At 46.0% G+C, this 25,974-nt stretch carries 19 protein-coding genes; 17 read left to right on the top strand and 2 right to left on the bottom strand.

Features of this window, described 5'->3' with window-relative positions; translation table 11 throughout:
- The first annotated feature begins 32 nt into the window (after positions 1-32).
- The 6 genes from NFI81_RS14890 (at position 33) to NFI81_RS14865 (ending at position 9,795) form a co-directional block, all read left to right on the top strand.
- Positions 33-3,572: a PVC-type heme-binding CxxCH protein gene (locus tag NFI81_RS14890; protein WP_234611663.1), complete on the top strand. Its 3,540-nt coding sequence runs from the start codon at positions 33-35 to the stop codon at positions 3,570-3,572.
- A 49-nt stretch (positions 3,573-3,621) separates the two neighbouring features.
- A complete protein-coding gene (locus NFI81_RS14885) occupies positions 3,622-4,353 on the top strand; it encodes a ThuA domain-containing protein (RefSeq protein ID WP_234611664.1) in 732 nt (243 codons plus the stop codon).
- 114 nt (positions 4,354-4,467) lie between these two features.
- A complete protein-coding gene (locus NFI81_RS14880) occupies positions 4,468-5,583 on the top strand; it encodes a Gfo/Idh/MocA family protein (protein ID WP_234611665.1) in 1,116 nt (371 codons plus the stop codon).
- Between the two features lie 20 nt (positions 5,584-5,603).
- Positions 5,604-6,452, top strand: a complete 849-nt coding sequence (locus tag NFI81_RS14875) for a sugar phosphate isomerase/epimerase family protein (RefSeq protein WP_234611666.1) — start codon at positions 5,604-5,606, stop codon at positions 6,450-6,452.
- Between the two features lie 11 nt (positions 6,453-6,463).
- Positions 6,464-8,539 (top strand): CehA/McbA family metallohydrolase domain-containing protein, encoded by a 2,076-nt coding sequence (locus tag NFI81_RS14870; protein ID WP_234611667.1) that lies wholly within the window; start codon positions 6,464-6,466, stop codon positions 8,537-8,539.
- A 113-nt stretch (positions 8,540-8,652) separates the two neighbouring features.
- Entirely contained in the window at positions 8,653-9,795 is a 1,143-nt protein-coding gene (locus NFI81_RS14865; protein WP_234611668.1) for a cellulase family glycosylhydrolase, read from the top strand.
- Positions 9,796-9,916: 121 nt separating this feature from the next.
- On the opposite strand, the gene NFI81_RS14860 is transcribed toward NFI81_RS14865, so the two are convergent.
- Together NFI81_RS14860 and NFI81_RS14855 are read right to left on the bottom strand one after the other, a co-directional pair.
- On the bottom strand, positions 9,917-10,078 hold the full coding sequence (locus tag NFI81_RS14860; RefSeq protein ID WP_234611669.1) for a hypothetical protein: 162 nt from the start codon (positions 10,076-10,078) through the stop codon (positions 9,917-9,919).
- A 10-nt stretch (positions 10,079-10,088) separates the two neighbouring features.
- Positions 10,089-10,538: a DUF6934 family protein gene (locus NFI81_RS14855; protein ID WP_234611670.1), complete on the bottom strand. Its 450-nt coding sequence runs from the start codon at positions 10,536-10,538 to the stop codon at positions 10,089-10,091.
- A 161-nt stretch (positions 10,539-10,699) separates the two neighbouring features.
- Here NFI81_RS14855 and NFI81_RS14850 point away from each other — a divergent pair, with 161 nt between their 5' ends.
- The 11 genes from NFI81_RS14850 (at position 10,700) to NFI81_RS14800 (ending at position 25,956) form a co-directional block, all read left to right on the top strand.
- Entirely contained in the window at positions 10,700-11,734 is a 1,035-nt protein-coding gene (locus tag NFI81_RS14850) for a T9SS type A sorting domain-containing protein (RefSeq protein WP_234611671.1), read from the top strand.
- Between the two features lie 113 nt (positions 11,735-11,847).
- Positions 11,848-12,456, top strand: a complete 609-nt coding sequence (locus tag NFI81_RS14845) for an RNA polymerase sigma factor (protein WP_234611672.1) — start codon at positions 11,848-11,850, stop codon at positions 12,454-12,456.
- 117 nt (positions 12,457-12,573) lie between these two features.
- Entirely contained in the window at positions 12,574-13,698 is a 1,125-nt protein-coding gene (locus NFI81_RS14840; protein ID WP_234611673.1) for a FecR family protein, read from the top strand.
- A 210-nt stretch (positions 13,699-13,908) separates the two neighbouring features.
- Complete coding sequence (locus NFI81_RS14835) at positions 13,909-17,217, top strand: TonB-dependent receptor (protein ID WP_234611674.1); 3,309 nt, start codon at positions 13,909-13,911, stop codon at positions 17,215-17,217.
- 26 nt (positions 17,218-17,243) lie between these two features.
- Positions 17,244-18,683, top strand: a complete 1,440-nt coding sequence (locus NFI81_RS14830; protein WP_234611675.1) for a RagB/SusD family nutrient uptake outer membrane protein — start codon at positions 17,244-17,246, stop codon at positions 18,681-18,683.
- 33 nt (positions 18,684-18,716) lie between these two features.
- Entirely contained in the window at positions 18,717-20,378 is a 1,662-nt protein-coding gene (locus NFI81_RS14825) for an FAD-dependent oxidoreductase (protein ID WP_234611676.1), read from the top strand.
- A 121-nt stretch (positions 20,379-20,499) separates the two neighbouring features.
- Positions 20,500-21,741: an MFS transporter gene (locus NFI81_RS14820; RefSeq protein WP_234611677.1), complete on the top strand. Its 1,242-nt coding sequence runs from the start codon at positions 20,500-20,502 to the stop codon at positions 21,739-21,741.
- Between the two features lie 42 nt (positions 21,742-21,783).
- The gene (locus NFI81_RS14815) at positions 21,784-22,305 is read left to right on the top strand and encodes a gluconate 2-dehydrogenase subunit 3 family protein (protein ID WP_234611678.1); all 522 of its coding nucleotides are present in this window, start codon (positions 21,784-21,786) and stop codon (positions 22,303-22,305) included.
- A 29-nt stretch (positions 22,306-22,334) separates the two neighbouring features.
- On the top strand, positions 22,335-24,047 hold the full coding sequence (locus NFI81_RS14810) for a GMC oxidoreductase (protein ID WP_234611679.1): 1,713 nt from the start codon (positions 22,335-22,337) through the stop codon (positions 24,045-24,047).
- A gap of 165 nt (positions 24,048-24,212) precedes the next feature.
- Positions 24,213-24,878, top strand: coding sequence for an RNA polymerase sigma-70 factor (locus tag NFI81_RS14805; protein ID WP_234611680.1), 666 nt, complete (start codon positions 24,213-24,215; stop codon positions 24,876-24,878).
- 70 nt (positions 24,879-24,948) lie between these two features.
- A complete protein-coding gene (locus NFI81_RS14800) occupies positions 24,949-25,956 on the top strand; it encodes a FecR family protein (protein ID WP_234611681.1) in 1,008 nt (335 codons plus the stop codon).
- Positions 25,957-25,974 lie beyond the last annotated feature (18 nt).

Raw genomic sequence — 25,974 nt, 5'->3', positions numbered from 1 at the left:
AGGCTTCAAGTGAATTTAAAACAGCTTAGTTAATGAGGAATTACAGTTTGGTGTTGCTTATCGGGTTAGTCATATTGGGGTGTGTAAAAAGTAAAATGAATTCGGCGGGGTCAAAAACCGGCATCTCGCAGGGCCGGCGAGCAGAAGTGCTGTTTCTCGGACATACCAGCAAGCACCACGATTCCGGAAAATATGCTCCCTGGCTTTCAGTCAAATTGTTCAAAAGTGGGATCAACATGACGTACACCGTCGATCTCAATGATATCAATCTTGAAAACCTGAAAAAATATGACGGCCTGATCATTTATGCCAACCATGATTCCCTCTCACCTGCTCAGGAAAGCGCTATGAAAGCCTTTGTCGAGGGCGGCAAAGGCCTCATTCCGCTGCATTCCGCTTCGGGTTGTTTCAGGAATTCGAGTTGGTATATCAAAACCATCGGCGGCCAGTTTGCTTCGCACAAAGTAGGGAGTTTTAAAAACACGGTCCTGAAACCGGATCATCCTGTGATGCAGGGCATTACGGATTTTGAGACTTGGGACGAAACATATGTGCACAAAAACCTGAATCCCGACAAAACGGTTCTGGGCGAGCGCGTCGAAGGCGATGTGCACGAGCCATATACATGGGTGCGCAATGAGGGAAAAGGCCGCGTTTTTTACACCGCATATGGTCACGAAGACAGCACCTGGACGAACAGAGGATTTCTGGATTTGGTAAGAAATGGCGTTTTATGGGCAGTAGGTGATCATGTAAAGGCAGAAATCGCAGCATTGAAGTTGCCCGACGTTGACATTTACCAGTCCGATTCAATCGCACATTATACTAAAAGGCATATTGTGCCGAAAATGCAGGAGTCGCTCTCGCCTGCGGAATCCAACAAGCTAACCCAGATTCCGGCCGATTTTGAAATACAACTCTTCGCAGCGGAACCGGACATTACCAACCCCATTGCTATGGCCTGGGACGAAAAAGGCAGGTTATGGGTCGTAGAATCGGTGGATTATCCCAATACTTTCAAAGAAACAGACGGAGCGGCCAATGATCGCATCAAAATTTGCGAAGACACCAATGGTGATGGAAAAGCCGATAAGTTCACTGTTTTCGCGGACAAGCTGAATATTCCGACCAGTATGGTTTTCTCCAACGGCGGGATCATTGTTTCAATGGCGCCGGATTTCATTTTCATGAAAGACACCAACGGCGATGATGTGGCCGATGTCCGGGAAGTGATTATGACGGGTTGGGGCAAGAACGATACGCACGCCGGGCCCTCGAATCTGCAATATGGATTTGATAACAAGATTTGGGGCGTGTTGGGTTATTCGGGTTTTAAGGGGTCTATCAATGGTAAGAAAATGAATTTCTCGCAAGGGGTTTATCATTTCAAACCGGATGGAAAAGAGTTTGCTTACCTCGGAAGCAGCAGCAACAACACCTGGGGATTGGGCATGACCGAGGATAACAATGTTTTCCTCTCGACGGCCAACAACACGCACAGTGCCTTTTACTCCATGCCTGGCCAATATATGCAACGGACCATTGGCGATGACGATGCGCCCGCTGTTTTATCAGTTCAAAAAATTGACGGACATTACGACGCACATTCGCTGACGCCCAATTTGCGCCAGGTAGATGTGGTAGGAGGGTTCACTTCCGCTGCCGGTCACCATTTTTACACCGCAAGAAATTTTCCCAAAGAATATTGGAACCGCATTGCATTTGTTTCAGAACCCACAATCCGCCTGGTTCACAAAGCCATTCTGGAACCGGATGGGGCGGGTTTTAAGGAAAAAGATGGCTGGAATTTTATGGCGAGTTCCGACGAATGGTTCGGTCCCGTGCAAGCAGAAACCGGCCCGGATGGCGCTGTATGGATCGCCGATTGGTATAACTTCATTATTCAGCACAATGTGTTTGTGCCGGCGCAATCGCCTGCGGAGTTTATTATGCCATTCAAAGAACAGCCTCACGGTCCTGGAAATGCATTCAGCAGCCCCATGCGCGACCTGAATCACGGCAGGATTTATCGGGTTGTTTATAAAAATGGCAAGAACATGCCACCCATGAAGCTGTCAAAAGATGATCTGCCAGGACTCATCGCAGCATTGGAAAACGACAACATGTTCTGGCGTATGACCGCGCAGCGCCTTTTGGTTGAGTCTAAAAAACTGTCTGTTGTTCCGGATTTATTTAAAATCATAAACAATCCAAAAGTGGACGAAATCGGGCTGAACAGTCCCGCCGTGCACGCATTATGGACATTGCACGGGCTGGGTGCTCTGGATGGCTCCAATGTTGAAGCATTACAAGTGGTCAACAAAGCATTGACTCACCCGGCGGCTGGTGTTCGCAAAGCAGCGGCGAGTGTGCTACCGAAGAATGAACAGAGTTTTGAAATGCTGCAAAAGCGTATGAAAGACGCCAATCTGAACACGCGGCTAAGCGTTTTTGTAGCCCTTGTTGAATTACCAGCTTCCGAAAAAGTGGGCGAAGCTGTTTACCAGGCAGCATTGGAAGAACAAAATGCAAAAGATCCCTGGCTGTCCAAAGCACTATTGGCGGCCGCTATTAGCCATGAAAATGGATTTTTGGCCGCTGCGGAAAAACAATCGGTCAAATCTGCATTTACAGAGCAGGTTGCCAAAGCACTTTATAGAGAAGTGTATCCATTGGGCCGCAGAAATACCCTGCAATTCCCGCCTGATGTATCTGGCAAAGAAATCACTATTAAGGCCAGCATTACAAAGGCAAAAGACAAACCGCTGCAAGGTTTCATCGCCGGGCAAGGCGGAAAAGAGGGCGGTTATGCCTTGTACATTCAGGATGGAAAGCTCATAATGGCTGTAAAACAGCACGGTATGGTGAGCCAGGCAGCAACCAGCGAACCGCTTCCGGACAAGTTTGATGTGGTGGCCGGTCTGACCAAAGCCGGAGACATTACCATTTCGATTGATGGAAAAGAGGCTGCGAAAGGGAAGGCGCATATGCTCTTTGCAGCGCCACTCAGCAACACGGTCCGCAGTGGCGAGGATATGGAAGGTGAGGACAAAATAGGTTCTTATGAAGGCAAATTTGGGTTTGTTGGTAATTTTCAAAAGGCATCATTAGAGCTTAACCGGCCATCCGAGGGGAATTACGCGGCTATGGAAACTGAAAAAACTGCCCGGACAAACATTGCAAAGTCATCCAATTCGACGGTCATTGAGCTGAAAGTGGAAAAAGAGATTATGCAATTTGATAAGAAACTACTCACGGTCAAGGCTGGGCAAAAAGTGGTGATCAATCTGGAAAATCCGGATGGGATGCAGCACAATTTGCTCATTATTAAGCCTGGAACATTGCAGAAAGTGGGTCAGGCGGCGGATGAAATGCTGCGTGACCCCAAAGCTGCTGAGAAGCAGTATGTTCCGAAAATTGCTGAGGTTTTGTATTCAACCAAACTGGTTAATTCAGGAGAAACAGTCACACTTGAATTTACAGTCCCTAACGAGCCCGGCGATTATTCTTATGTGTGCACATTCCCCGGCCACTGGCGCGGAATGAACGGGATTTTACGGGTAGTTAAATAACCAAAAAGACCTTTTAAACCCAGAAGCTAAAACTTTTAATTTCTCACAAATGATAAATTCATTTTTAAAAACTGCCTTCACCTTGATTTTGCTGCTCGTTTTTGTGGCGGTAAATGCAGGCAATGACATTGATAAGCCCATTAAAAAGGCAATTCGCGTTTTGCTGGTCGGCGGCGGTTCTTCTCACGATTTTGATAAATGGTATAAAGGCACAGACGTGGAAACGCTGCAAAAAGATGGGTTTGCCACAGTGGAGTACACCAGCGACCCGACTGCCATTTTGGGCAAATTGAAAGACATTGATGTGCTTCTTTTGGCAAACAACCAGCCCATCGCCGACGATGCAACCCGCAAAGCCATATTTGCATTCGTTGATGCAGGAAAAGGGCTGGTTCTCGCCCATCCTGCACTTTGGTACAACTGGAAAGACTGGCCCGAATACAACCAAAAACTCGTTGGCGGAGGCTCAAAAGGGCATGACAAATATGGCCCGTTTGACGTCACGATCACCAAGAAGCACCCTGTAACCAAGAATGTGCCGGAAACATTTCACCTGGATGACGAGCTGTATTATCAGATTCCTGACGAATCCGGATCGCCGATCGAAGTTTTGGCAACGGCAAAAGCCGCCACTTCGGATAAAGTTTTCCCAAGCATATTCATTGTAAAATATCCGAAGGGAAAGATTGTGGCCATTGCGCTGGGCCACGATGCCGCCTCGCACACCATTGCGCCTTACCAGACTATTTTGCGAAACGCCGTTCAGTGGGCTGCTAACTAGTTTTCTCCGGGTTGAAACCCGGAGCAGCAATATGAAACTGTCCCATAGGGACTTTCTGTCTATGGCCCCGGATTTTAATCCGGGGAGAACAAACAACTAAACAAAAACAAAAAAATGAGTCAGAAGCAAATCACAGTCGTTATCGTTGGAATGGGTTTTGGAAAAGAATTTATCCCCATTTACCAAAGTCACCCGAACATTAAAGCCGTAGGAATTTGTACGCGCAGCAAAGAAACCCGTGACGAACTGACTGCTAAATTCAATCTGGACCCGAACCTGGTTTTTGAACATTTCGAAGATGTTCCCAAAAGAGACGATGTAGATGCCATCCACGTGGTAACGCCGGTTCCTGAGCACGCAAAAATGACATTGGCCTCCCTTAATGCCGGAAAACACACCGCCTGCACCATTCCGATGGCGATGACCGTGGAAGATTGCACAGCGATCGTGGAAGCAAAACGCCGTTCCGGCAAGGTGTACATGATGATGGAAACTGCGCTTTACACGCGTGAATTTTTATATGGCTTGAAATTGGCTGAAACTGGCGAACTGGGCCGCATTCAGTTTGTTCGCGGATCGCATATTCAGGATATGAGCATGGAAGGCTGGGGTGAATATTGGAAGGGTTACCCGCCGATGCTGAACGGCACGCACGCGATTTCTCCGCTCTTGAAGATCAATAACACCATCGCCGAAACGGTTGTATGCCACGGATCAGGCAGATTGAGCGAAGATCTGGCTAGTCGCTATGGCTCTCCGTTTGCGGTTGAAACGGCCACATTTACGTTAAGAAATTCTGATGTGGTTGCAGAGGCAACACGTTCATTGTTTGATGTGGTGCGGCAATATCGCGAGAGTTATGATGTTTATGGCACCAAAATGTCGTTTGAATGGGAGCAATTGCAGGATGAAAGCCACATTGTTTTTGATGGCGGTGAAAATGCAAAACGCATCGATGTCCCTGATACAGACGAACTTTTAATCGAACCGATCAAGCATTTTACAAAACGTGAAAAAATCGACGATCCAAACCACGTTTCGTTCTTGCAAGGAGCAGGACACGGAGGATCTCACCCGCATTTGGTGCAGGAATTCGTTGCCGCCATCGTTGAAGGCCGCGATTCCGCGGTTGATGCAGCCTTGGCAGCCAATTACACATGCGCCGGCATATGCGCACACGAGTCGGCCATGAAAGGCGGCGTGCGGGTGAATGTGCCTAGTTTTGAGTAAAACCTTATAAACTTCACCAGATGCTATTCGGAGCAAGCACTTTCATATGGGTATCCCCATTCTCAACGCAGAACATTGACCTGCTGACCAAGGTAAAAAACATGGGCTATGACATCATTGAAATAGCCGTTGAAGACACAAGCATCATCGATTGGGATGCAATAAAAATCGTTGCCCGCGATCTTGATTTAAAGATTACGATCAGCGGCGCTTTCGGTCCCGAGCGCGACATTTCCAGCACCGAATCCCTGCATCGGCAGCTTGGAAAACAATACATTATCGACTGTATTAAAATTGCACAAAACGTAGGGAGCCCCATTTTCGGCGGGCCTGTTTATTCCGCAGTAGGCAAGACCAGGATCGTTTCGGACGAACAAAAAAAACAGGAACGCGCCTGGTGCATCGACACATTGGTTGAAATTGGAAAAATAGCGGCCGACCACGGTGTTGTCGTTGGTTTAGAACCGCTTAATCGCTTTGAAACTGATATGGTTAACACCGTTGATCAAGCGCTTTCCATTGTGCATGAAGTGTCCAGCCCTAACCTGAAAATTGTCCTTGACACATTCCATTCCAATATTGAGGAAAAAGACATTCCGGCTTCTGTTCGAAAGATCGGAAAAGACTTACTATGCCATGTTCAGGGCAATGAAAGTGACCGCGGAACACCTGGAACGGGACATTTGGAATGGGAGGGAATCCGCGATGCGCTGGTCGAAATTGGTTATGATGGCGCTGTTGTGATTGAAACTTTTGGGCAGCCTTCAAAAGAGCTTGCGCGTGCCGCTTGCATATGGCGCCCGCTTGCCAGCAGTGCCGATGAGCTGGCCGAAGAAGGGTTGGCTTTTTATAAAAATATGTTTTCCTAAACCTTTAAAGTATGCGTAAAGTCCTGTTGTTCCTTTTTGTCTTTTCGAATGTGCTTGCTTATGGTCAAATCCCCGTTGATTTGACTGGTTTTGATAAAAAGAAAGGGGTTAAGGTAACAAACGAAGGAAATCTGCTGCACGTAGAATGGCCCGCGGGAAATGCAGAATCTGGCAAAATCATCATTGACCTGAGCAAAGGCCAGCCGGTGATAAACAGTCTTTTGATTGGAAAAAATGATAGCCAGAAGACCATTGTCAAGAACTTGGATCCAGCTATCATCCTGACAGTCGGTAAGCGCGATCTCGTTTCGCAGAATGGTTGGAATATTTTCTTCGATAAAACGGCCTATTTACCTTACAAAACCTATCCGGTAACATTGGATAAAACTGGTGTTAAGGTCGTAACCTCCGGTTCACAGACAGAAATCATTGTGTCAGGAGCAGCCGCTGGGCCGTTTTCAGGGTCGTATAATTTTACCGTTTACAATGGCAGCCCGCTTATGAATGTTGCCGCTGTAATGGCCACGGATGTGGATTCGCTGGCAGTGGTTTATGATGCCGGGCTGGTTAGTCGGGAGTCGCCCTGGGAAAATCTGTTTTGGTCTGATACTGAGAATAATGTAAGAAATACGAAGGTCACCAAAATGGACACTGCGCATATGATGGCCGTGAAATACAGGACGATCATTGGGGAAGGAAAGGAGGGCAGTTTGGCCGTTTTTCCGGCGCCGCACCAGTTTTTTTACCCGCTTGACAATGCTTATAACCTCGAACACATCTGGTATGGCAACAATTACCGGAACCAGTTCCCGGGTTTTGGCATTGGCCTCCGGCACGACTTGCTCGGCGACAGACGATGGGTTCCGTGGTTCAATGCGCCGCCGAAAACGCCGCAGCGATACAATTTCTTCTGCTTATTAAGCGCAGAAAAGGATGGAAAAGTGCTGGAAAAAGTGAAAGCCTTCACACATAATGACACTTACGAGCCGCTGCCGGGCTATTACACCATGTCCAGTCATTTTCACCAGGAGCATGTGGATGAGGTGCTTACGCGCAGACCCATTCCTGCCATGCCGGGTTTTGTGAAAGCATTCCGTAACACCGGTGTTAACATTGTCCATCTGGGAGAATTTCATGGTCCCGGAAGTCCCCGAGGCCCCGATGCGAAACGCTGGCCGGAGCTGAAAATGATGTTTGATGAATGTAAGCGACTTTCGGATGGGAATTTCCTGCTTTTGCCGGGTGAGGAACCAAACAATTTTTTCGGAGGACATTGGATGAATATTTTTCCAAAACCCGTTTATTGGTTGATGTCCCGTGAAAAAGACCAGCCTTTCGTTGAAGAAAATCCAGTATACGGGAAGCTTTACCGCATTGGTAACAAGGATGAAATGTTGAAGCTGCTGGAACTGGAAAAGGGCCTCGCCTGGACCGCTCACGCCAGAACAAAAGGCTCAACCGGCTTCCCGGACAAATATAAAGACGAAGCATTTTACAAATCCGACCGTTTTTTGGGTGCAGCCTGGAAAGCGATGCCGGCGGATCTGTCCCAGCCCAAATTAGGGAAACGCGTGCTGGATTTAATGGATGACATGGCAAATTGGGGACAGAAAAAATACGTGATTGCTGAGGCAGATTTGTTCCGGATCGAGCCAAATTATGAGCTTTACGGACATTTGAATGTAAATTACATGCAGCTGGACCAAATGCCGAAGTTCGAAGACGGCTGGCAGCCCCTGCTGGACGCCATGGAAAAGGGTAAGTTTTTTGTTTCAACGGGTGAAATTTTGCTGCCTTCGTTTACGGTGAACAATGTGACATCCGGCGAGACCACGAAAGTGGATGCGAAAGGAAATGTTGAGATCAAGCTGAATGCAAAATGGACGTTCCCGCTGAACCGTGCGGAAGTCATTTCGGGCGATGGAAAAGAGGTTTTTCATGATGTGGTTAATCTGAACGATACGGAAGCATTCGGGGAAAAGTCGTTTACCTTTACCAAAAACCTGAAAAACAGGAAGTGGGTGCGGGTTGAAGTTTGGGATGTTGCCGCGAATGGTGCATTTACACAAATTGTCTGGCTCGAATAGAAGCAGTTGTCAGACCTGGAAGGAACTGGCCGGAAATTCTCAATGCGCAGCCAAGTATAGAATAGACGGCTGCACCTCTTTTAAAATAGTTATAATTTAAAATCCTTGACGGAATGAAATTTTTAAAAACAACAGTCTGGGCGCTCCTTATTTGCCTTTCCTTTCAAAGTTTTGCGATAAATGCGGAGGATAAAAAGCAGGCTAATCCGCGCGAGATCTGGACAAAAGAACAAGCCAATCAATGGTATAGTCAGCAAGGTTGGCTGGTTGGAGCAGATTTTTTGCCCAGCACAGCCATTAACCAGCTCGAAATGTTCCAGGCAGCTGATTTTGATACGGTAACCATTAACAGGGAATTGGGATGGGCGTCTAAAATCGGCATGAACACCATGCGCGTTTATTTGCACGATCTTTTGTTTCAGGAGGATTCAGCTGGTTTTGTGAAGCGTTTGGACACATTTCTAAACATTGCCCAGAAGCATAAGATCAAGCCATTATTCGTGCTATTCGATTCCTGTTGGGACCCGTTTCCGAAACTGGGAAAACAACGTGCTCCGAAACCAGGCGTTCATAACTCAGGTTGGGTACAAAGTCCGGGATTGGAAGCACTGAAAGACAGCACGCAATATGCGCGTTTGGAAAGATATGTGAAAGGAACGGTTGCCGCATTTGCCAATGACAGCCGTGTTTTGGCCTGGGACATCTGGAACGAGCCGGACAATCCGAATACAAGCTCTTATGGTAAAGTTGAACTGCCAAACAAAGTGGATTATGTGATTCCATTGCTTTCAAAGGCATTCGTCTGGGCACGTTCTGTAAATCCTTCGCAACCATTAACCGCAGGAGTTTGGAACGGAAACTGGGAGACACATGAAACTTTGACACCCATCGAAAAAGTAATGATTGACCAATCAGACATCATTACATTCCACAACTACGAAGACGCCGCAGATTTCGAAAAGCGCATTAAACAATTACAGCAATACGGTCGCCCGATGATCTGCACGGAATATATGTCGCGCGGAAACGGAAGCTTCTTCAAAGGCTCATTGCCTATCGCCAAGAAATACAATGTAGGAGCCATCAACTGGGGCCTCGTAGACGGCAAATCCCAAACGATCTATCCCTGGGACAGCTGGAAAAAAACCTACACAGCCGAACCAGAACTCTGGTTCCACGACATCTTCCGCAAAGACGGAACACCGTATAAGAAGGATGAAGTTGAGTTGATTAAGAAGCTGACTTCTGCGAAGTAGGGAGTAGTAGCAAAAGGCCCTGTTAATGTGATGACATTGACAGGGCCTTTTGCTTAAAACAAATCTCGAAATGACCTTTCGTATGATCGTTGAGTTTTGAAGATTTTTTTTTCGGTTTCGGTCAATGATTATTGACGAATTCTTTGACATTCATTTTGGAAAGCCTCTCCCAAAGCTCTCCATTCTTCGCCTCCGAAGCTTCTTTTTCCGTTGCAAAAGGTCCAAGATTCTTTTTTTTGACAGGAGTAGCGGTTACAGTCTTGTCTTTGTGTGTAGTTGCCATAATTCTTTTTTTAATCAATATTAACATTTTTACGAGAAATAAGAAAGCTGTCGTAGCAGCTATTTCGCGTGAATAGTTCAATACGGTCTCCTTTAATACCGAATATTATGAAATTTGCGGACACTTGATCGAGCTCTTGACTTATAAGAATATTATATAAACGTGACCTGGACGGCGTATTACCCGTAAAAGCGACCATTACCGTTGGATGAATGTCGAGAAATGTTATTAATGTTTGAACGACGGTTGCCAAAACAACTTTCAAGTCACCGTTATTGCTGGTTGTCACAAAATCCAATAAATCTTCTTGTGAGACATTCGCCAGACTTAAAAAGAAAATTTGGGGATCGGCGCTTTGACTATAAATTACGGCTTTATGAATTTCCCTTTTGCCAATGCTTAGAAAATCAAAACGAGTTGTGTTATTCAGCGAGGTGAACTCGTAAAATGGATCATTCATTGAGGTTATAGTATGTGTAACATACAATATTACTCAGGAAAAGTGAAATCACAAGCGGTAATAGTCGATTCCGATAAGCCATATAGAAGCCAAAAAAATTCTTAAAATACTTTGTGACCAATACAAAAACGTGACGTCTAAATGCATAAAACCCATGTTTTATGACGTCACATTTCTATCATTTATCCAGAGTTTTTGCGGTTGTTTTATTGTCTGCGGTGTTTCAATGTGCATTCGCGCAGACGGTTTATTTTCATCAGGATTTTTTGAAACCAGGGCCATTTTTGAATCCAAAACCTGATTCCGGCCAATTTAGCCACATTGTTCAGACGGTCCCTTCGCTCTCTTTTTCCAAATTCTCCAAAGGTTACATGGATCTGGTGCGGACGCAGGAGGATTCAGCGACCGGTGGGATCATTCGTGTCCTGCGGGCCACGCCTTTTACGCCTAATCCTGAAACATTGTTCATTCAAATCACCCTTAGCGCCGAGTCAGTGCAGTTGGCCGCGTTGAATGCGATGTATTTTTATGTGGGTGAAAACTTCAATCCGGATAACCATTCCTTTCCGGGGAATGCGTTGATGTTTGGCAAGTTTTCGCTCAATTTTCTGGAAGGAGGGTTCAATATTAAGGACTTTGCCACGCAAAATACCAGCAAGCTTATCGGCAAAAAGAAGCAGGTTACAGTAACCTGGGTTCTGAACAATTCCAAAAAGTTGCTGGCTTACAAGCTATTTCCTGCCAATGCAGTCACACACAATGCATTGCCCGGAACTTACGATTTATGGGTTGATAATGAGCCCGTAAGCCTCAATAGCAAAGCCTATCCCGGTAACTCGCTTTTTTCTGATACCAAACTTTCCAATTTCGAAATGCGGTTCCGGAATGGGCAGGGTAAAATCCGCATTCATGAGATATTGATACGAAACGGCGTGTCCGAGTTGAAAGCAGGAGAAGTGCTCGTCACGCCCAATCCGGCCACGCGAAAATTGATCACATTAAGAGCTGAGCATATTAAAAAGTCTACGCTTAGGCTTTTTAATATGTGGGGAAGAGACATTCACATTTCGTCAGAGATCATGTCAACGGATAAAATTGAAATTCGTCCTGCAGAGGAGCTGGCGTCGGGCATGTACATAGTACATTTTGAAAATAAGCATCATCAAAAAAGAGCTGTCAGGGTGATGATCGAGTGAAGTGAAGGCACAAAAAAATTTTTGGTATAGGATGAAAATTGGATTAAGTTTGATTAATCGTTGTAATGAAGCAAGCTTGCCTGTGTGACCTTGTGCAACTTTTACAATGCGTTATGAAACCACATTCTCAGCCTCCTCAATCTTCTGATGACAATGCGCTTTGGCAACAGTTTCTGTTGGGAGATGTGGCTGCGTTCGAGCAACTGATGTCTTCGCATTTTCGCGTGCTTTTCCGTTACGGATGCAAATTTTCCAAAGATCAGGAGTTTGTAAAGGACTCAGTCCAGGATTTGTTTTTGCATTTGTGGGAAAAGCGCGGGAGTTTGAGCGCTGATGTGGCCGTGAAGCCTTACTTGATGGCTTCTCTTCGCCGACTCATGCACAGAAGCGTCTCCTCAAAATCCTGGGTAGGAGAGGGAAACGTGGAGCAGGTGGACGAGGCATTTGACCTTGAATTTTCAGTTGAACAGCAATACATTAATAACGAATCGACGCTTGTACGCACGCGCCAGCTCGAAAAATTGCTCATGGAACTTCCAAAGCGGCAAAAGGAAGTTATTTATCTCAAATTTTTCCAGGAACTGAGCCGCGAGCAGATCTCCGAAATCATGGCTGTTTCCCCTCAAACCGTTTCCAATTTACTGCAAATCGCGATCAAACAGCTGAAAAAGCACTGGAAAGCCGAATTCCTGACTTTCTTCCTAATTCATTTATTTATATAAAAAAGGGTCATAATGCCACCAAGAAAGCGGTTTTGGTGATTTTTTTAGAAATAATTTAAAATTTATTGGTATCCCGATCCGGTTTGTGTCTATCGTATCTTAGAAGCAAGCTCACCTATGGATCGTTACAAAGATTTTACCGTTGAAGATTTTGTCTGGGACACTTTTTTTCGCCAGTGGGTCCTTTCTCCCACCCGCGAGACCGAGGATCTTTGGGAAGAATGGATCGAAAACAATGCCGATGCACACGAAAAAGTCCAGCAGGCAAAAAGCATTGTGCTGTCATTACGTTTGCACGAGCCGGAAATCAGCGATCCTGAGATCACGCACATTGTCAAGCAAACCGTAGGCCGGATCAATGCTTCGGAGCAATATCCATCGTTTGAAGAACCGGCAAAACAGCCGAAAGCTTACAGTTTCCCATGGCTTCGCATTGCTGCGTCCATTGCATTCCTGCTCATTTCCGGCTGGATCATTTATTCACTTACAACTAAAAAGGAGTCGCAAAAAATCACTTTTGCAAAGGCCATTCAGGAGCACAAGGATAGCGTAACCGAAAAATGGAATCCTTCCATGAAGCCTATGACGGTTGTTTTGGAGGATGGCAGCAAGGTTACGCTGTCTGCGAATGGCCGCATCCGTTACGCTAATAAATTCGTTGCCGCCAGGCGCGAGGTTTTTCTGGAAGGCGAGGCATTTTTTGATGTTGCCAAAGATTCTGAGCGTCCGTTTTTCGTGTATTCCAATGGCTTGGTTACCAAGGTTTTAGGGACAAGTTTCACCATCAAAGCCTATGGGAATTCCAATGAAGTTACGGTGGAAGTGAAGACCGGACGCGTGTCCGTTTTTGCTGAATCCGATCCTGAATTGGAACAAAAAACATCCGGTCGCGAGCTGCAAGGCATTGTGCTGCATCCGAATCAAAAGATTATTTACTCCCGTGAAGAGATCAGAATGGTGAAAACGCTGGTTGAAAAACCGGAAATGGTTGTGCCTAAGGCCGAAATCCCGCAATTCGAATTTGAAGATACACCGGCAAGTGAGGTTTTTGCGACGATAGGAAAAGCCTATGGCATTGAAATTCTGTATGACGCCGAAATATTAAAAGATTGCCCACTAACGGCAACGCTTGATAATCAGACACTTCACGAGAAGCTTTTCATCATTTGTCAGGCAGTTGAGGCTAGTTATGAGATCCTCGACGGGCAGATCGTGATCCACAGCACAGGATGCAAAAATTAACCATACAAGACATTGTAAATCAGTAATATAATTTAAACCCGCTAGCTAAATATTCGAATAAGAAACAGAAAGATTAACCTAAAAAAAGAGCCGGCAATGTTCCCGCATCACCGGCTCAAATAAATCCCTTTGGTTGTCGCCATTTTCCTCCTTAGGGGAGGCAGGGATCGTTTTGCCAGTTTTTCAAATCTTAACAAAACAATCAAATCTATGAAAAAACCCTTTAAATACCGCCAGGTATTACTTTGGACGATGCGAATAACAGCCACACAATTGATATTTGCCGTATGGTTCATTGGAACCGGCTTTGCCCACGACAGTCACGCACAGTCGCTTCTTTCTCAGAAGATTACGGTGGTTGCCACGGGCAGTGAAGTAAGGAAAGTCCTGAACCAGGTTGAGAAGCAAGTGGATGTAAGGTTCGTATTCAGCTCCAAATTGATCAAGTCGGCCAGAAAGGTGACGGTTAGCGCCACTGAAAAGCCATTATACGAAGTCCTGGACCAGATATTGACGCCATTGGGGTTACAATATGAGGTTTCGGGCAAAATTATTATCCTCAAAAGGCAGGACGCGCTTCCAACCGAACTTCCTGCGAAAGGGATTTCGCCCAAACGCAATCTCACCGGAAAGGTGGTGGATGAAACAAATACGCCGCTGCCGGGCGTCAGCATTGTGGTGAAAGGAACGCAGACGGGCACGACGACCAACGGCGACGGCGGGTTTGAACTCGACGTGCCTGACAATGCCGTGCTTGTATTGAGCTTTGTAGGCTATGTAACCAAAGAAATTCCCGTTGAAAATCAAAGCGTTATCAATGTAACGCTGGAAGCGGACGTAAGAGCATTGAATGAGCTGGTGGTGGTTGGTTATGGTGTTGTGAAAAAATCAGATCTCACAGGTTCGGTTGCGTCTATCAAATCAACAGAATTGAATGCTTACCCGGCAACCAACCTCATGCAATCATTGGCCGGACGTGCAACCGGCGTGCAGATCTCCCAAAACACAGGCGCACCGGGAAGTCCGATCAGCGTTCGGATTAGAGGAACAAACTCGGTCCAGGGTGGTAATGAGCCACTTTACGTGGTGGACGGTTTTCCTTATTCCGGTAACCCAACATTGCTGAACAATGCGGACGTAGAATCCATCGAAATCCTGAAAGACGCTTCTGCAACGGCCATTTATGGTTCCAGAGGTGCGAATGGTGTTGTTTTGATCACAACCAAAAAAGGAAAATCCGGCAGGGTGAGCGTGGATCTCGATACATATGTGGGTTTCCAAAAGCCAAGGAAAAAGATCGAAATGATGAATGCGAAGGAATATGCGCAATTCTATAATGAACAGGCTTCAAATGACGGACTAGCGCCTCATTTTACGCAGGACGAAATCAATAGTTTGGGCGAAGGAACAGACTGGCAAGATCTCGCGTTGCAGACGGCAGCCATCCAAAATCATTCTGTTTCGGTAAATGGTGGAAATGAAAAAACGCGTTTCTCGGTTTCAGGAAGCAATTTCAATCAGGGAGGGATCATTATCGGAAGCGATTATGTCCGCAATTCGGTTCGCGCTAACCTGAGCACTGATTTCAGCAAAAAGTTTAAATTCGACATTAATACAATTTTAAGCCGAATTGATTCCGACCGTAAAAACACAGAAGGGGGAAACCGTGGTTCGTCGCTTGTTTCGGCAATGCTGTCGGGATATCCAACTGTTGCCCCGCTAACGCCGGAAGGGAATTATTCCAATTTGGCTACAATTTATTCCTGGGGTTCCAATGTGATCACCAACCCGTTGAACTTCATCGAGCAGCAATCGGACCACATTCGCTCCAACAAAGTATTGGCCAATGGCGCGCTGACTTATATGCCTTTTGAAGGTCTTTCTATTAAAATTTCCGGAGGGATAGAAAATACGGACGACCGCACGGACACTTATACAACCAAGAAGTTTGTCAACTCTCTGGGATCTGCCGGGATTTATACCACCCAGACAACCAGCTTGTTGAACGAAAATACTGTGAGCTACGTGAAGGAAATTGGCAAGCACAATATTTCTGCCGTGGCCGGTTTTACTTATCAGGACCTTACGACAACGCAGCTGAACACCACGGGAAGCGGATTTGTGAGTGACATTCAGGAATCGTTTGACATTGGCGCAGCAGCGACGCAGGGCGTTCCGTTCTCAACTTACTCCAAATGGTCATTGCTGTCTTATTTGGCCAGATTTAACTACTCATTTAATGATAGATTGCTGGCTACGGTCAGTTTTCGGGCCGATGGTTCCTCCCGTTACACAGAAGGCCAGAAATGGGGTTATTTTCCTTCGGGATCGATTGCCTATCGTTTGTCGGAAGAGGATTTTATCAAAAATATTTCTTTCATTTCCGACCTGAAAATCCGTGTTGGTTATGGCGAAACGGGAAGCACTGCCATCAATCCTTACTTCACTTTGAACCAGCTTGCGTCGGGAAAAGTGGTTTTTGGCGATGCATTAACAACGTACTATGCGCCGGGTTTACGTCTGGCGGGACCATTGAAATGGGAAACCACATCGCAGTCCGACATTGGATTGGACATTGGTTTCCTGCAAAACCGCTTCTCGCTGACATTGGATTATTATATCAAAAACACACGGGATCTGCTTAATAATGTGCCTTTGCCTTCTTCTTTGGGCTATGGTTATACGATCAATAATGTGGGCAAAGTGCAGAACAAAGGTTTTGAGATCGCTGCCAATGCGAACATTCTGAGCGGTAAATTCAAATGGGATGTTTCGGCCAATGCTTCGATCAATAAAAACAAAGTGCTGAAATTATATGGCGGCAATGATGTGCTCGGTGAGGCGATCAATATTTCGGTGATCAATGACAACATTAATGTTTTGAGAGAAGGTGAATCGATCGGAGCGTTTTATGGCTATGTGGAAAAAGGTTACGATGAAACCGGGAAGATTGTTTACGAAGATTACAACAACAACGGAACCCGCGATATCGGCGACAAACGCATCATTGGCAATCCAAATCCCAAGCTGATTTACGGTTTCAACTCCAATATGTCTTTCAAAAATTTCGAGCTGAATGTATTTGTTCAGGGATCGAAAGGAAATGATATTTTCAATCTGAGCTCGGTAAACCAGACCATGGATTACGGTCAAGCCCTGAACATGCCGCGTGAAGTTTTTGAAAATCACTGGACACCAACCAATACCAATGCCAAATATCCGCTGATCACAGGTAAGGTTTCACAAGCCCAGGTTTCCAACCGGTTTGTGGAAGACGGCTCTTATTTGCGTGTGAAGAACATTCAGTTGAGCTACAATCTGCCGATCAAAGATATTAAGTGGCTTACCAATGCGCAGATCTACGTAAGCGGTCAAAACCTGATCACTTTTACCAAATATTCCTGGTTTGATCCTGAAATCAGTTCCTATGGCGGCTCCAACTCCATTCGCATGGGCATTGACCATTATAGTTATCCTACTGCAAAAACAACCACCATCGGCCTTCGCATAGGATTCTGATCAATCAATTTAAAATCTTCACTATAATGAAAAATATAGCTATTTGTTTACTCCTCGTGCTTGGCCTTTCCGCGTGCGATGATGTTTTAAAAGAAGAACCAAAATCCCTTGCGGCGGAAAATTTTTACAACACTGCGGACGAAGCGCGGGCAGCCGTAAATGCGATTTACGGTCCTATGAGAGTGGATAATGCATTGGGTATCAATTACCCGTCGCAGCTGGAAGGTTTGGCAGATTATGGAAATTCGCGAGGCAGCCAAACGCCGGTAAGCTTGTATCAGGGATTGGACAACACCAACATTAACCGCGTTGGGACGATCTGGGATAACTTTTACCAGTCAATCCGGAATGCCAACATTGTGATTCAAAACATTCCAAAAGGAACCGAGATCACGCCGGAAGACGCTGCCAAATTCGTTGCAGAAGCCAAATATCTGCGTTCACTAATCTATTTCGCCATGGTAAGAAACTGGGGTGGCGTGCCATTGCGCACTGAAAAAAACATGACCGAATCCGACGTGAAACGCGCGAGTGTGGACGAAATTTATGAACTGATCCTGAGCGACGCCCTCAATGCTGAACAATTCCTGCCCGATTCACCTTCCGAAGTGGGCCGTCCGACCAAATGGGCTGCCAAAACGCTGCTTTCGGAAATTTACCTGAACAGGGAGCAATGGAAAGAGTCTGCTGAAAAAGCAAAGGAAGTGATTGCTTCGGCAAAATATTCGCTTGTACCAGTGAGTGTTTCAGAGGATTTTCAAAAAATTTACGGGCCGGAAGTAGTATCAACGCCGGAGGAGATCTTTTACTTCAAATATTCACGGCAGCAAGGTTTTGGGCTGGTTGCATATGCCCACCGCGCCATCGGTCAATATCGTTATTATGGTCCGGGCGGCGTGTATGCGCAATACACCGATTCTACGTCCAATTCTTTCATCAAAACCTGGGATATGAAGGACTTGCGTAAAACCCATATCCTGTATAATGTGGACGTTGGACTTGGCCCGAACACCTGTTTATACAGAAAATTTCGCGACCCGGCTGCGACCAATGGCGGCGGAAATGATTATCCGTGGTATCGCTATGCCGATCTTTTGCTTTTTCATGCGGAGGCCGCAACAAGAGCCAATGGCGCTCCAACCGCAGAAGCATTGGAAAGTCTGAATAAAGTGCGCCGCAGGGCTTATGGCCTTAATGCGGAAACCGCCTCTGCGGTGGATTTCAAACTCGCGGGTCAAACGGCAACCACATTCATTGACCTCGTTGTGCGTGAAAGAGGTTATGAAACCATGTACGAAGGCAAGCGCTGGCTTGATCTGAAACGCCTGGGCATTGCCAAACAACGGATCAAAGAAGTGAAGAACATCGACGTTGCCGAAAAGCACATGATGTGGCCGATCCCGAATTCTGAATTGCTTTATAACAAGGCGCTGGATCCTGCAAAGGACCAAAATCCAGGCTATTAATTTTTTCCTATTCCCAACCTATAATTAATTGCAATGAAAAAGTATTTGGTTTATCTAATAGCATTCTTTTTAATCGCCGGCAGCCCTTCCTGTTCCGAAAAGAAGGATGAAGAAGCAAAAGACAGCCTAAGCGCCGATGTGATTATTTACGGAGGAACTTCCGCGGCCGTTACGGCTGCTGTTCAGGTGATTAAGTCGGGTAAAACAGTGCTCGTAGTTTCGCCGGACAAGCATTTGGGTGGACTTTCCTCTGGCGGTCTGGGGTTTACAGATACGGGTAACAAATCGGTGATCGGTGGTCTTGCGAGGGAATTTTATCACAGGTTATATCAACATTATGATAAGCCCGAAGCCTGGAAATGGCAGAAAAAGGAGGAATATGGCAACAAAGGCCAGGGAACTCCCGCGATGGACGGAGCCGACCGCACGATGTGGATTTTCGAGCCGCACGCTGCCGAACAGGTTTTCGAAGATTTTGTGAAAGAAAACAACATTAAAATCTACCGCGACGAATGGTTGGACCGCAAAGGCGGTGTTGAGAAAAAAGATGGCAAGATCGTTTCCATTAAAACACTTTCAGGAAAAACTTTCACCGGGAAAATGTTCATCGACGCCACATATGAAGGTGATTTAATGGCTGCTGCGGGTGTAAAATATCATGTAGGACGCGAGGCTAACAGCGTTTATAATGAGAAATGGAATGGTGTGCAGGCAGGCGTTTTCCAGCACGGACATTATTTTAAGAAGAACATCAGCCCGTACAAAGTAGAAGGCGACCCAAAAAGTGGCTTGCTTCCTTATATAAGCGATGAAAAAATTGCAGAAAACGGCTCCGGCGACAACAAAATCCAGGCCTACTGCTTCCGCATGTGCCTTTCTGCAAACCCTGATAACCGCATTCCTTTCGAAAAACCGGCAGGATATGATCCCGCTAAATATGAGTTGCTGTCGAGGGTTTACAAAGCAGGCTGGACGGAGACATTTGATAAATATGATCCCATTCCAAACAAAAAGACGGATACAAACAACCACGGCCCATTCAGCACCGATTTTATTGGTCAAAATTACGATTACCCGGACGCAACCTACGAGCGTAGAAAAGAGATTATTAAGGAGCATGAGCTATATCAAAGAGGCCTGATGTATTTCCTAACCAATGATCCAAGTGTTCCAGCAGACGTGCGTAAGGAAATGAGCCAGTGGGGATTACCAAAAGATGAATTTAAAGACAATGGCGGCTGGCCACATCAAATTTACGTGCGTGAAGCGCGCAGAATGATCGGGCCGACGGTGATGAACGAGAACCATACGCTTGGCCTGACGAAGGTTGAGCAGCCGATCGGAATGGGCTCTTATGCACTGGATGCGCATAATGCACAGCGCTACGTGAAAGCGGATGGTTTTGTACAAAATGAGGGGGACATTGGCGTGCATCCCAAAACGCCTTACAGCATTTCCTATGCTTCCATTGTTCCCAAGAAAGAAGAATGCCAGAATCTGTTCGTTCCGGTTTGTTTGTCCAGCTCACACATTGCCTACGGATCGATCCGAATGGAGCCGGTTTTCATGATTTTGGGCCAAAGTGCAGCATCCGCAGCGGTGCAGGCGATCGATGCCAACGTTGCGGTTCAGGACGTGGACTACGCGAAATTGAAAGAGCAGCTTTTAAAAGACAAGCAAAAATTAGAATTGTAATATATTATTTTGTCAATTACATTTGCAGCCTAATTTTTGATGTAAAAAAGGTCGATAGCCGGGTGAAAATCCGGCTATTTATATAAATTGATTACAACTCCTTAACCCGATAACATTCAGAATGGCAACCATTACTGCTGAGCGATCAGATGTTTCCCACCTTTTTAGTGCCCCCGTCATTGTCGCTGCCCTCGGATATTTTGTCGATATATATGATCTGCTGCTTTTCGGGATTGTGCGCTTGCCCAGCCTCGCCTCACTTGGACTTTCAGAAACCGAAATTTCTCTAACAGGCGCCAGCATCCTGAACTGGCAAATGACCGGATTGCTGCTGGGGGGGATTTTGTGGGGTGTATTGGGAGATAAAAAGGGCCGCTTATCCGTGCTTTTTGGCTCCATTATCACTTATTCGCTCGCCAACATTGCCTGCGGTTTTGTGCAGGATCCAACCACTTACAAGCTTTTGAGGTTTATAGCAGGCATCGGCCTCGCGGGAGAACTGGGTGCAGGAATCACATTGGTTTCTGAGATTTTGCCAAAACATTTACGCGCCATAGGCACATCGTTAGTCGCCGGAATTGGCCTTTTAGGTGCAGTAGTAGCCTATTTTACAGTTGAATATTTTGATTGGCGATATGCCTATTTCATCGGCGGCGTACTGGGAATCTCTTTGCTTTTGCTGAGGGTCGGCGTTTTTGAATCCGGGATATTTAAAGACATTAAAAACCAAAAACACGTTGAAAAGGGTAACTTTTTCGCGCTTTTCACAAATCGAGACAGGCTGGTCCGTTATCTCAAATGCATCGGGATCGGGCTTCCTACCTGGTTTGTGATCGGGATCCTGGCCACATTCAGCAATGAGTTCGGCAAAGCGCTGGGACTATCCGAAGTTGTCAAACCCGGATTATCCATCATGTGGTGTTACGTTGGGTTATCTATGGGTGACCTTTGCAGCGGATTTCTCAGTCATTGGTTAGAATCGAGGAAGAAGGCTGTATTTTATCTCATGATATTTACGTTGATATGGAGCGTAGTTTATTTGTACGCTGGAATTAAATCTGTGTCAACATTTTACGGCGTGGCAGCATTGCTGGGATTTGGGATTGGTTACTGGGCGATGTTCGTGACGATTGGCGCTGAGCAGTTTGGGACAAATTTAAGGGCCACGGCAGCCACTACAGTGCCCAACATGGTGCGTGGAACAGTAGTGCTGATGACAACTTTATTTGCTACTTTTAAAGACTCGTTTTCAGTCATTAATTCAGGGGCGATGGTTGGAGTAATTTGCTTTGCAATAGGCCTTTTCTGCATTCTGACCATTCCTGAAACACACGGCAGGGATCTTGATTTTCTGGAAGAATGAGGGTTTGATATTCCTAACAACAACATTTAAATAAAGTAAGAAATGGAAAGACGGGTAGCGCTTAAGAGCATGGCAATGGCCGTGGGCGCAATGGCGGGACTGCCTGCATGGGCGTCCGGATGGAGCAAAAGCACTTTGGAAAAAGGCACATTGCTTTCAGCCGACCAATCTAAAATATTAACGGGAATGGTGGAAACCATTATTCCAAAAACGGACACACCGGGCGCAGGTGAACTGGGCGTAGGTGGTTTTGTCCAAAAAATGGTGACCGATTGTTACGACAGCAAAGCGCAGGCAAGCCTGAAAAGCGGCATTTCCAATCTGGACGAGCAAAGCATTCAGCGTTTTGGAAAGTCATTCGCGGATGCTGGTAAAGATCAGCGGATGCAGCTTTTGCAAGACATTGACAAAAGCAGCGATGCAAGCCAGAAAGCGTTTCTGGGAATGGTGAAAAATCTGACTATTCAAGGTTATATGTCGTCCGAATATGTGATGACCAACCTGACCCATTATGAAATGATCCCGGCACGTTACCACGGTTGTGTTCCGGTTACAAAAGGCTAGGATTTCCCTTCCTGTCTCCCCAAAAAACTATGGCGAATTTTAATATTGACAGTAAAAAAGCCCGCACCTATGACGCCATTGTTATTGGCTCAGGAATCAGTGGCGGCTGGTCGGCGAAGGAGCTGACTGAAAAAGGGTTGAAAACACTGGTGCTGGAACGCGGCCGTGATGTGCAGCACATTAAGGATTACCCCACCACGAACATGATGCCGTGGGAATTCGAGCACCGCGAACGTCTTCCAAAAGAAATTACCGACGCGAATCCGATCGCCAGCAGATGTTATAATTTCAAAGAATCTTCTGCGCACTTTTTTGCCAAGGACAATGAGCATCCTTACATTCAGGAAAAACCGTTTGACTGGATCCGTGGCTATCAGGTGGGTGGAAAATCGCTGCTATGGGCACGCCAGACGCAGCGTTGGAGCAAGTACGACTTTGAAGGCCCGTCACGCGATAAATTTGCCGTAGAATGGCCGATCGGTTACGATGACATTGCGCCCTGGTACAGCCATGTGGAGAAATTTGCAGGCATAACCGGAAATAAAGACGGCCTGGATACATTGCCGGATGGCGAATTCCTGACGCCGCACGAGCTGAACTGCGTGGAGAAATATTTTAAAGAATCTGTTTCCAAGCAATACAAAGACCGGCACATTATCATCGGCCGCGCTGCGCATATCACCGACCCGCAACAAATTCATTTGGACCAGGGCCGTGCGAAATGTCAGCATCGTACCATGTGTGAGCGGGGTTGCCCCTTCGGCGGATATTTCAGCAGTAATTCGTCCACCATTCCCTGGGCGATGAAAACCGGTAATATGACATTGCGTCCGCATTCTGTGGTGCATTCGATCATTTATGACGACAAAAAACAAAAAGCAAGCGGCGTGCGGGTTATTGATTCCAACACAAAGGAAATGATGGAATTTTATGCCGACATTATTTTCCTCAATGCAGCTGCAATAAACAGCAATCTTGTCCTGCTAAACTCCACTTCATCCCGCTTCCCGAATGGCCTGGGCAATGATAGCGGTGTGCTGGGAAAATATATAGCGTTCCACAATTACCGCGCAACGGTTTCTGCCGAGTACGAAGGCTTCCTGGATTCCACCGAGGAAGGACGTCGCCCGAATGGCGGTTACATTCCACGGTTCCGCAATGTATATAAGCAGGAAACAGACTTTTTAAGGGGTTATGCAGCCGGTTTCGGGTCTGATCGCGAAACATATAACGACCGCAGCGGACTGGGTGAATCGCTGAAAGCTGGCCTTTTGAAGACACAATACGGCAATTGGAGCGTAGGGTCGCACATGATGGGTGAAACTATTCCAAAAGAAAGCAATTACGTGGCGCTCGATAAAACGCAAAAAGATCCTTTCGGCATGCCGATGTTGAAAATCAACGTGGATTACGACGACAATGATGAAAAGATGATCAAGGATTACATTGAACAGGTGAGTGAAATGTTTACCAAAGCTGGTTTCAAAAATATCAGAGCGAATGACAATCACCGTAATCCCGGAAACGACATTCATGAAATGGGCGGTGTAAGGATGGGTAAGGACCCTAAAACGTCGATGCTAAACAAATTTAACCAGCTTCACGCCTGCAAGAATGTGTTTGTTACCGACGGCGCCTGCATGACTTCGACGTCTACGCAAAACCCGTCACTAACCTATATGGCATTGACGGCCCGGGCGGCGGATCATGCTGTTAAGGAAATGAAAGCGAAGAATTTGTAGTCTCCCAGATACATTGCCAAACCGTCACTTGTCCGAGTGACGGTTTTTTTGTTGCCCGTATGCTGCAAACGATATAATTAAAAAAAGTTTTAGTTTTTTTTAATTCAGACTAAGGGGATTTGAGTACAAAAAAGTCTTTTAATTATTACATTAAATAAAGACTCAATGCACGATCCTTTGCTTAACCAGGAATCAAAGCGCACAAGTACATTTGTGTCTCCGTTACACGAAGGGAAGAGTAGTGTTGGTGAAATCGATTCTGCTGTTTTTTTAAAGGCAACATTTGAACAAAATCCGGGAAAGGGCCTCGAATTATTGTTCCGACGTTATTATAACCCACTATGCAGTCACGCAGTGCGATTTGTTTACTCCAAACAAATTGCCGAGGACCTGGTTAGCGAGGTGTTTTTCCAGTTTTACCGGACCAAAGCTTACGAGAACATTACGTCATCCTATACGAGCTATCTTTTCAGGTCGGTGCGGAATGAATGCTATACGTATATGCGTAGAGAGTTCGGGAAAATGGCTTCCCTGGAAGCGAACGAAGAAAATACCATTTCAACATATCATCAGCAACCGGATGCTGAGATCCATTACAATAACCTTTTTCTGAAAGTAAATGAAGTGATTGCTCGCCTGCCGATGCAATGCCAGAAAGTATTTTTGCTCAGCCGTTTTGAGAACAAAAAATACCACGAGATCGCTGACGAGCTTCATATTTCACCGAAAACCGTGGAGGTCCATATTTCCAAAGCCTTGAAACACCTGAGACTGGCGCTGCACGGTGAATGGATGATTTCCGCGGGGCTCACACTGGTAAGCTTCATTTAAATTTGACCCTCATCTAACTCTGATGACCAAACCTGACAGGGCCATAGTCACACGTCGAACTGAAAATATTATGAAAACAATTATATCGAAATATACGCTGTTCGAGTATCTGGCGGGACGAGCCAATCCGCTGGAACGACAGTTGGTCGAAGACTGGATCCGCGAAACGGAGAACGCGGAAACCTTCAACCAATGGCTGATGGAATACGAGATGAGAAGCCCTCAGTTTGTCCCGGACCAGGATGCCGCGATCAAATTTTTGCTGCATCGTCTGGAAACGGACATTGCACCAACGGTAGAATTTGCAAAATCCCCATTACAAAATCCAAAACCCAACTTTTTCTCAGCCCGCTCCAATAGTTTTTGGCTGATGGCCGCGTCGGTGACATTCTTTGTCGGATTTGGCTGGTGGTTTCGCGAACCGCTTCAATACAAAACCTATCAGACAGCCTACGGGCAAACGACGGATGTGTATCTGGAAGACGGCAGCCGGGTTGCGCTTAACTCCAACTCAAAGCTGAGAATTCCAAGATTCGGCTTCGATGACAAAGTCAGAAATGTGGTTCTGGAAGGTGAGGCAGAATTTTCGGTGAGTCATACCATTGATAATAAGCGGTTTGTAGTAAAAACATCGGATCAGTTTCAGGTGGAAGTGCTGGGGACAACATTCTCTGTTTTCGCCCGGCCGAGAGGGACCAAGGTGGCTTTGAAAAGCGGCAGCGTGCGCATTGATTATTCCCAAAACAATGAGCGCAAGGAAGTGATGATGGAACCGGGTGACCTGGCGGTTGTGGACCATGCAGGAGCTGTAAAACTGGCAAAAAAGCAGGATACCAACACATTTGCCACCTGGAAAGAGCAGCGCTATGTTTTTAATTCAACTTCCATGAAAGAGATCGTGGCAATGATTGACGAGAATTTTGGTCAGAAAGTGAAGCTTTCCAATGCAGAAATGGCGCAGCGCACCATTACGGGAAATTTCAAAACGAAGAATGCCGATGAACTTTTGAAGACGGTTTCAGCAGTTCTAGACATGAAAATCGAGCAAAACGGTGATACGATCCTTTTAAAGAATTAATAAATACCTAAATCAATT

Source organism: Dyadobacter fanqingshengii, assembly GCF_023822005.2.
In the GTDB taxonomy this organism is placed as follows: Bacteria; Bacteroidota; Bacteroidia; order Cytophagales; family Spirosomataceae; genus Dyadobacter; species Dyadobacter fanqingshengii.
Note: the sequence above shows the minus strand (reverse complement) of the source record. Positions and strands in the feature narration are given on the sequence as shown.

Coding starts and splice junctions, on each gene's coding strand:
- NFI81_RS14890 (WP_234611663.1), top strand. CDS start 33: ATGAGGAATTACAGTTTGGTGTTGCTTATCGGGTTAGTCATATTGGGG.
- NFI81_RS14885 (WP_234611664.1), top strand. CDS start 3,622: ATGATAAATTCATTTTTAAAAACTGCCTTCACCTTGATTTTGCTGCTC.
- NFI81_RS14880 (WP_234611665.1), top strand. CDS start 4,468: ATGAGTCAGAAGCAAATCACAGTCGTTATCGTTGGAATGGGTTTTGGA.
- NFI81_RS14875 (WP_234611666.1), top strand. CDS start 5,604: ATGCTATTCGGAGCAAGCACTTTCATATGGGTATCCCCATTCTCAACG.
- NFI81_RS14870 (WP_234611667.1), top strand. CDS start 6,464: ATGCGTAAAGTCCTGTTGTTCCTTTTTGTCTTTTCGAATGTGCTTGCT.
- NFI81_RS14865 (WP_234611668.1), top strand. CDS start 8,653: ATGAAATTTTTAAAAACAACAGTCTGGGCGCTCCTTATTTGCCTTTCC.
- NFI81_RS14860 (WP_234611669.1), bottom strand. CDS start 10,078: ATGGCAACTACACACAAAGACAAGACTGTAACCGCTACTCCTGTCAAA.
- NFI81_RS14855 (WP_234611670.1), bottom strand. CDS start 10,538: ATGAATGATCCATTTTACGAGTTCACCTCGCTGAATAACACAACTCGT.
- NFI81_RS14850 (WP_234611671.1), top strand. CDS start 10,700: ATGACGTCACATTTCTATCATTTATCCAGAGTTTTTGCGGTTGTTTTA.
- NFI81_RS14845 (WP_234611672.1), top strand. CDS start 11,848: ATGAAACCACATTCTCAGCCTCCTCAATCTTCTGATGACAATGCGCTT.
- NFI81_RS14840 (WP_234611673.1), top strand. CDS start 12,574: ATGGATCGTTACAAAGATTTTACCGTTGAAGATTTTGTCTGGGACACT.
- NFI81_RS14835 (WP_234611674.1), top strand. CDS start 13,909: ATGAAAAAACCCTTTAAATACCGCCAGGTATTACTTTGGACGATGCGA.
- NFI81_RS14830 (WP_234611675.1), top strand. CDS start 17,244: ATGAAAAATATAGCTATTTGTTTACTCCTCGTGCTTGGCCTTTCCGCG.
- NFI81_RS14825 (WP_234611676.1), top strand. CDS start 18,717: ATGAAAAAGTATTTGGTTTATCTAATAGCATTCTTTTTAATCGCCGGC.
- NFI81_RS14820 (WP_234611677.1), top strand. CDS start 20,500: ATGGCAACCATTACTGCTGAGCGATCAGATGTTTCCCACCTTTTTAGT.
- NFI81_RS14815 (WP_234611678.1), top strand. CDS start 21,784: ATGGAAAGACGGGTAGCGCTTAAGAGCATGGCAATGGCCGTGGGCGCA.
- NFI81_RS14810 (WP_234611679.1), top strand. CDS start 22,335: ATGGCGAATTTTAATATTGACAGTAAAAAAGCCCGCACCTATGACGCC.
- NFI81_RS14805 (WP_234611680.1), top strand. CDS start 24,213: ATGCACGATCCTTTGCTTAACCAGGAATCAAAGCGCACAAGTACATTT.
- NFI81_RS14800 (WP_234611681.1), top strand. CDS start 24,949: ATGAAAACAATTATATCGAAATATACGCTGTTCGAGTATCTGGCGGGA.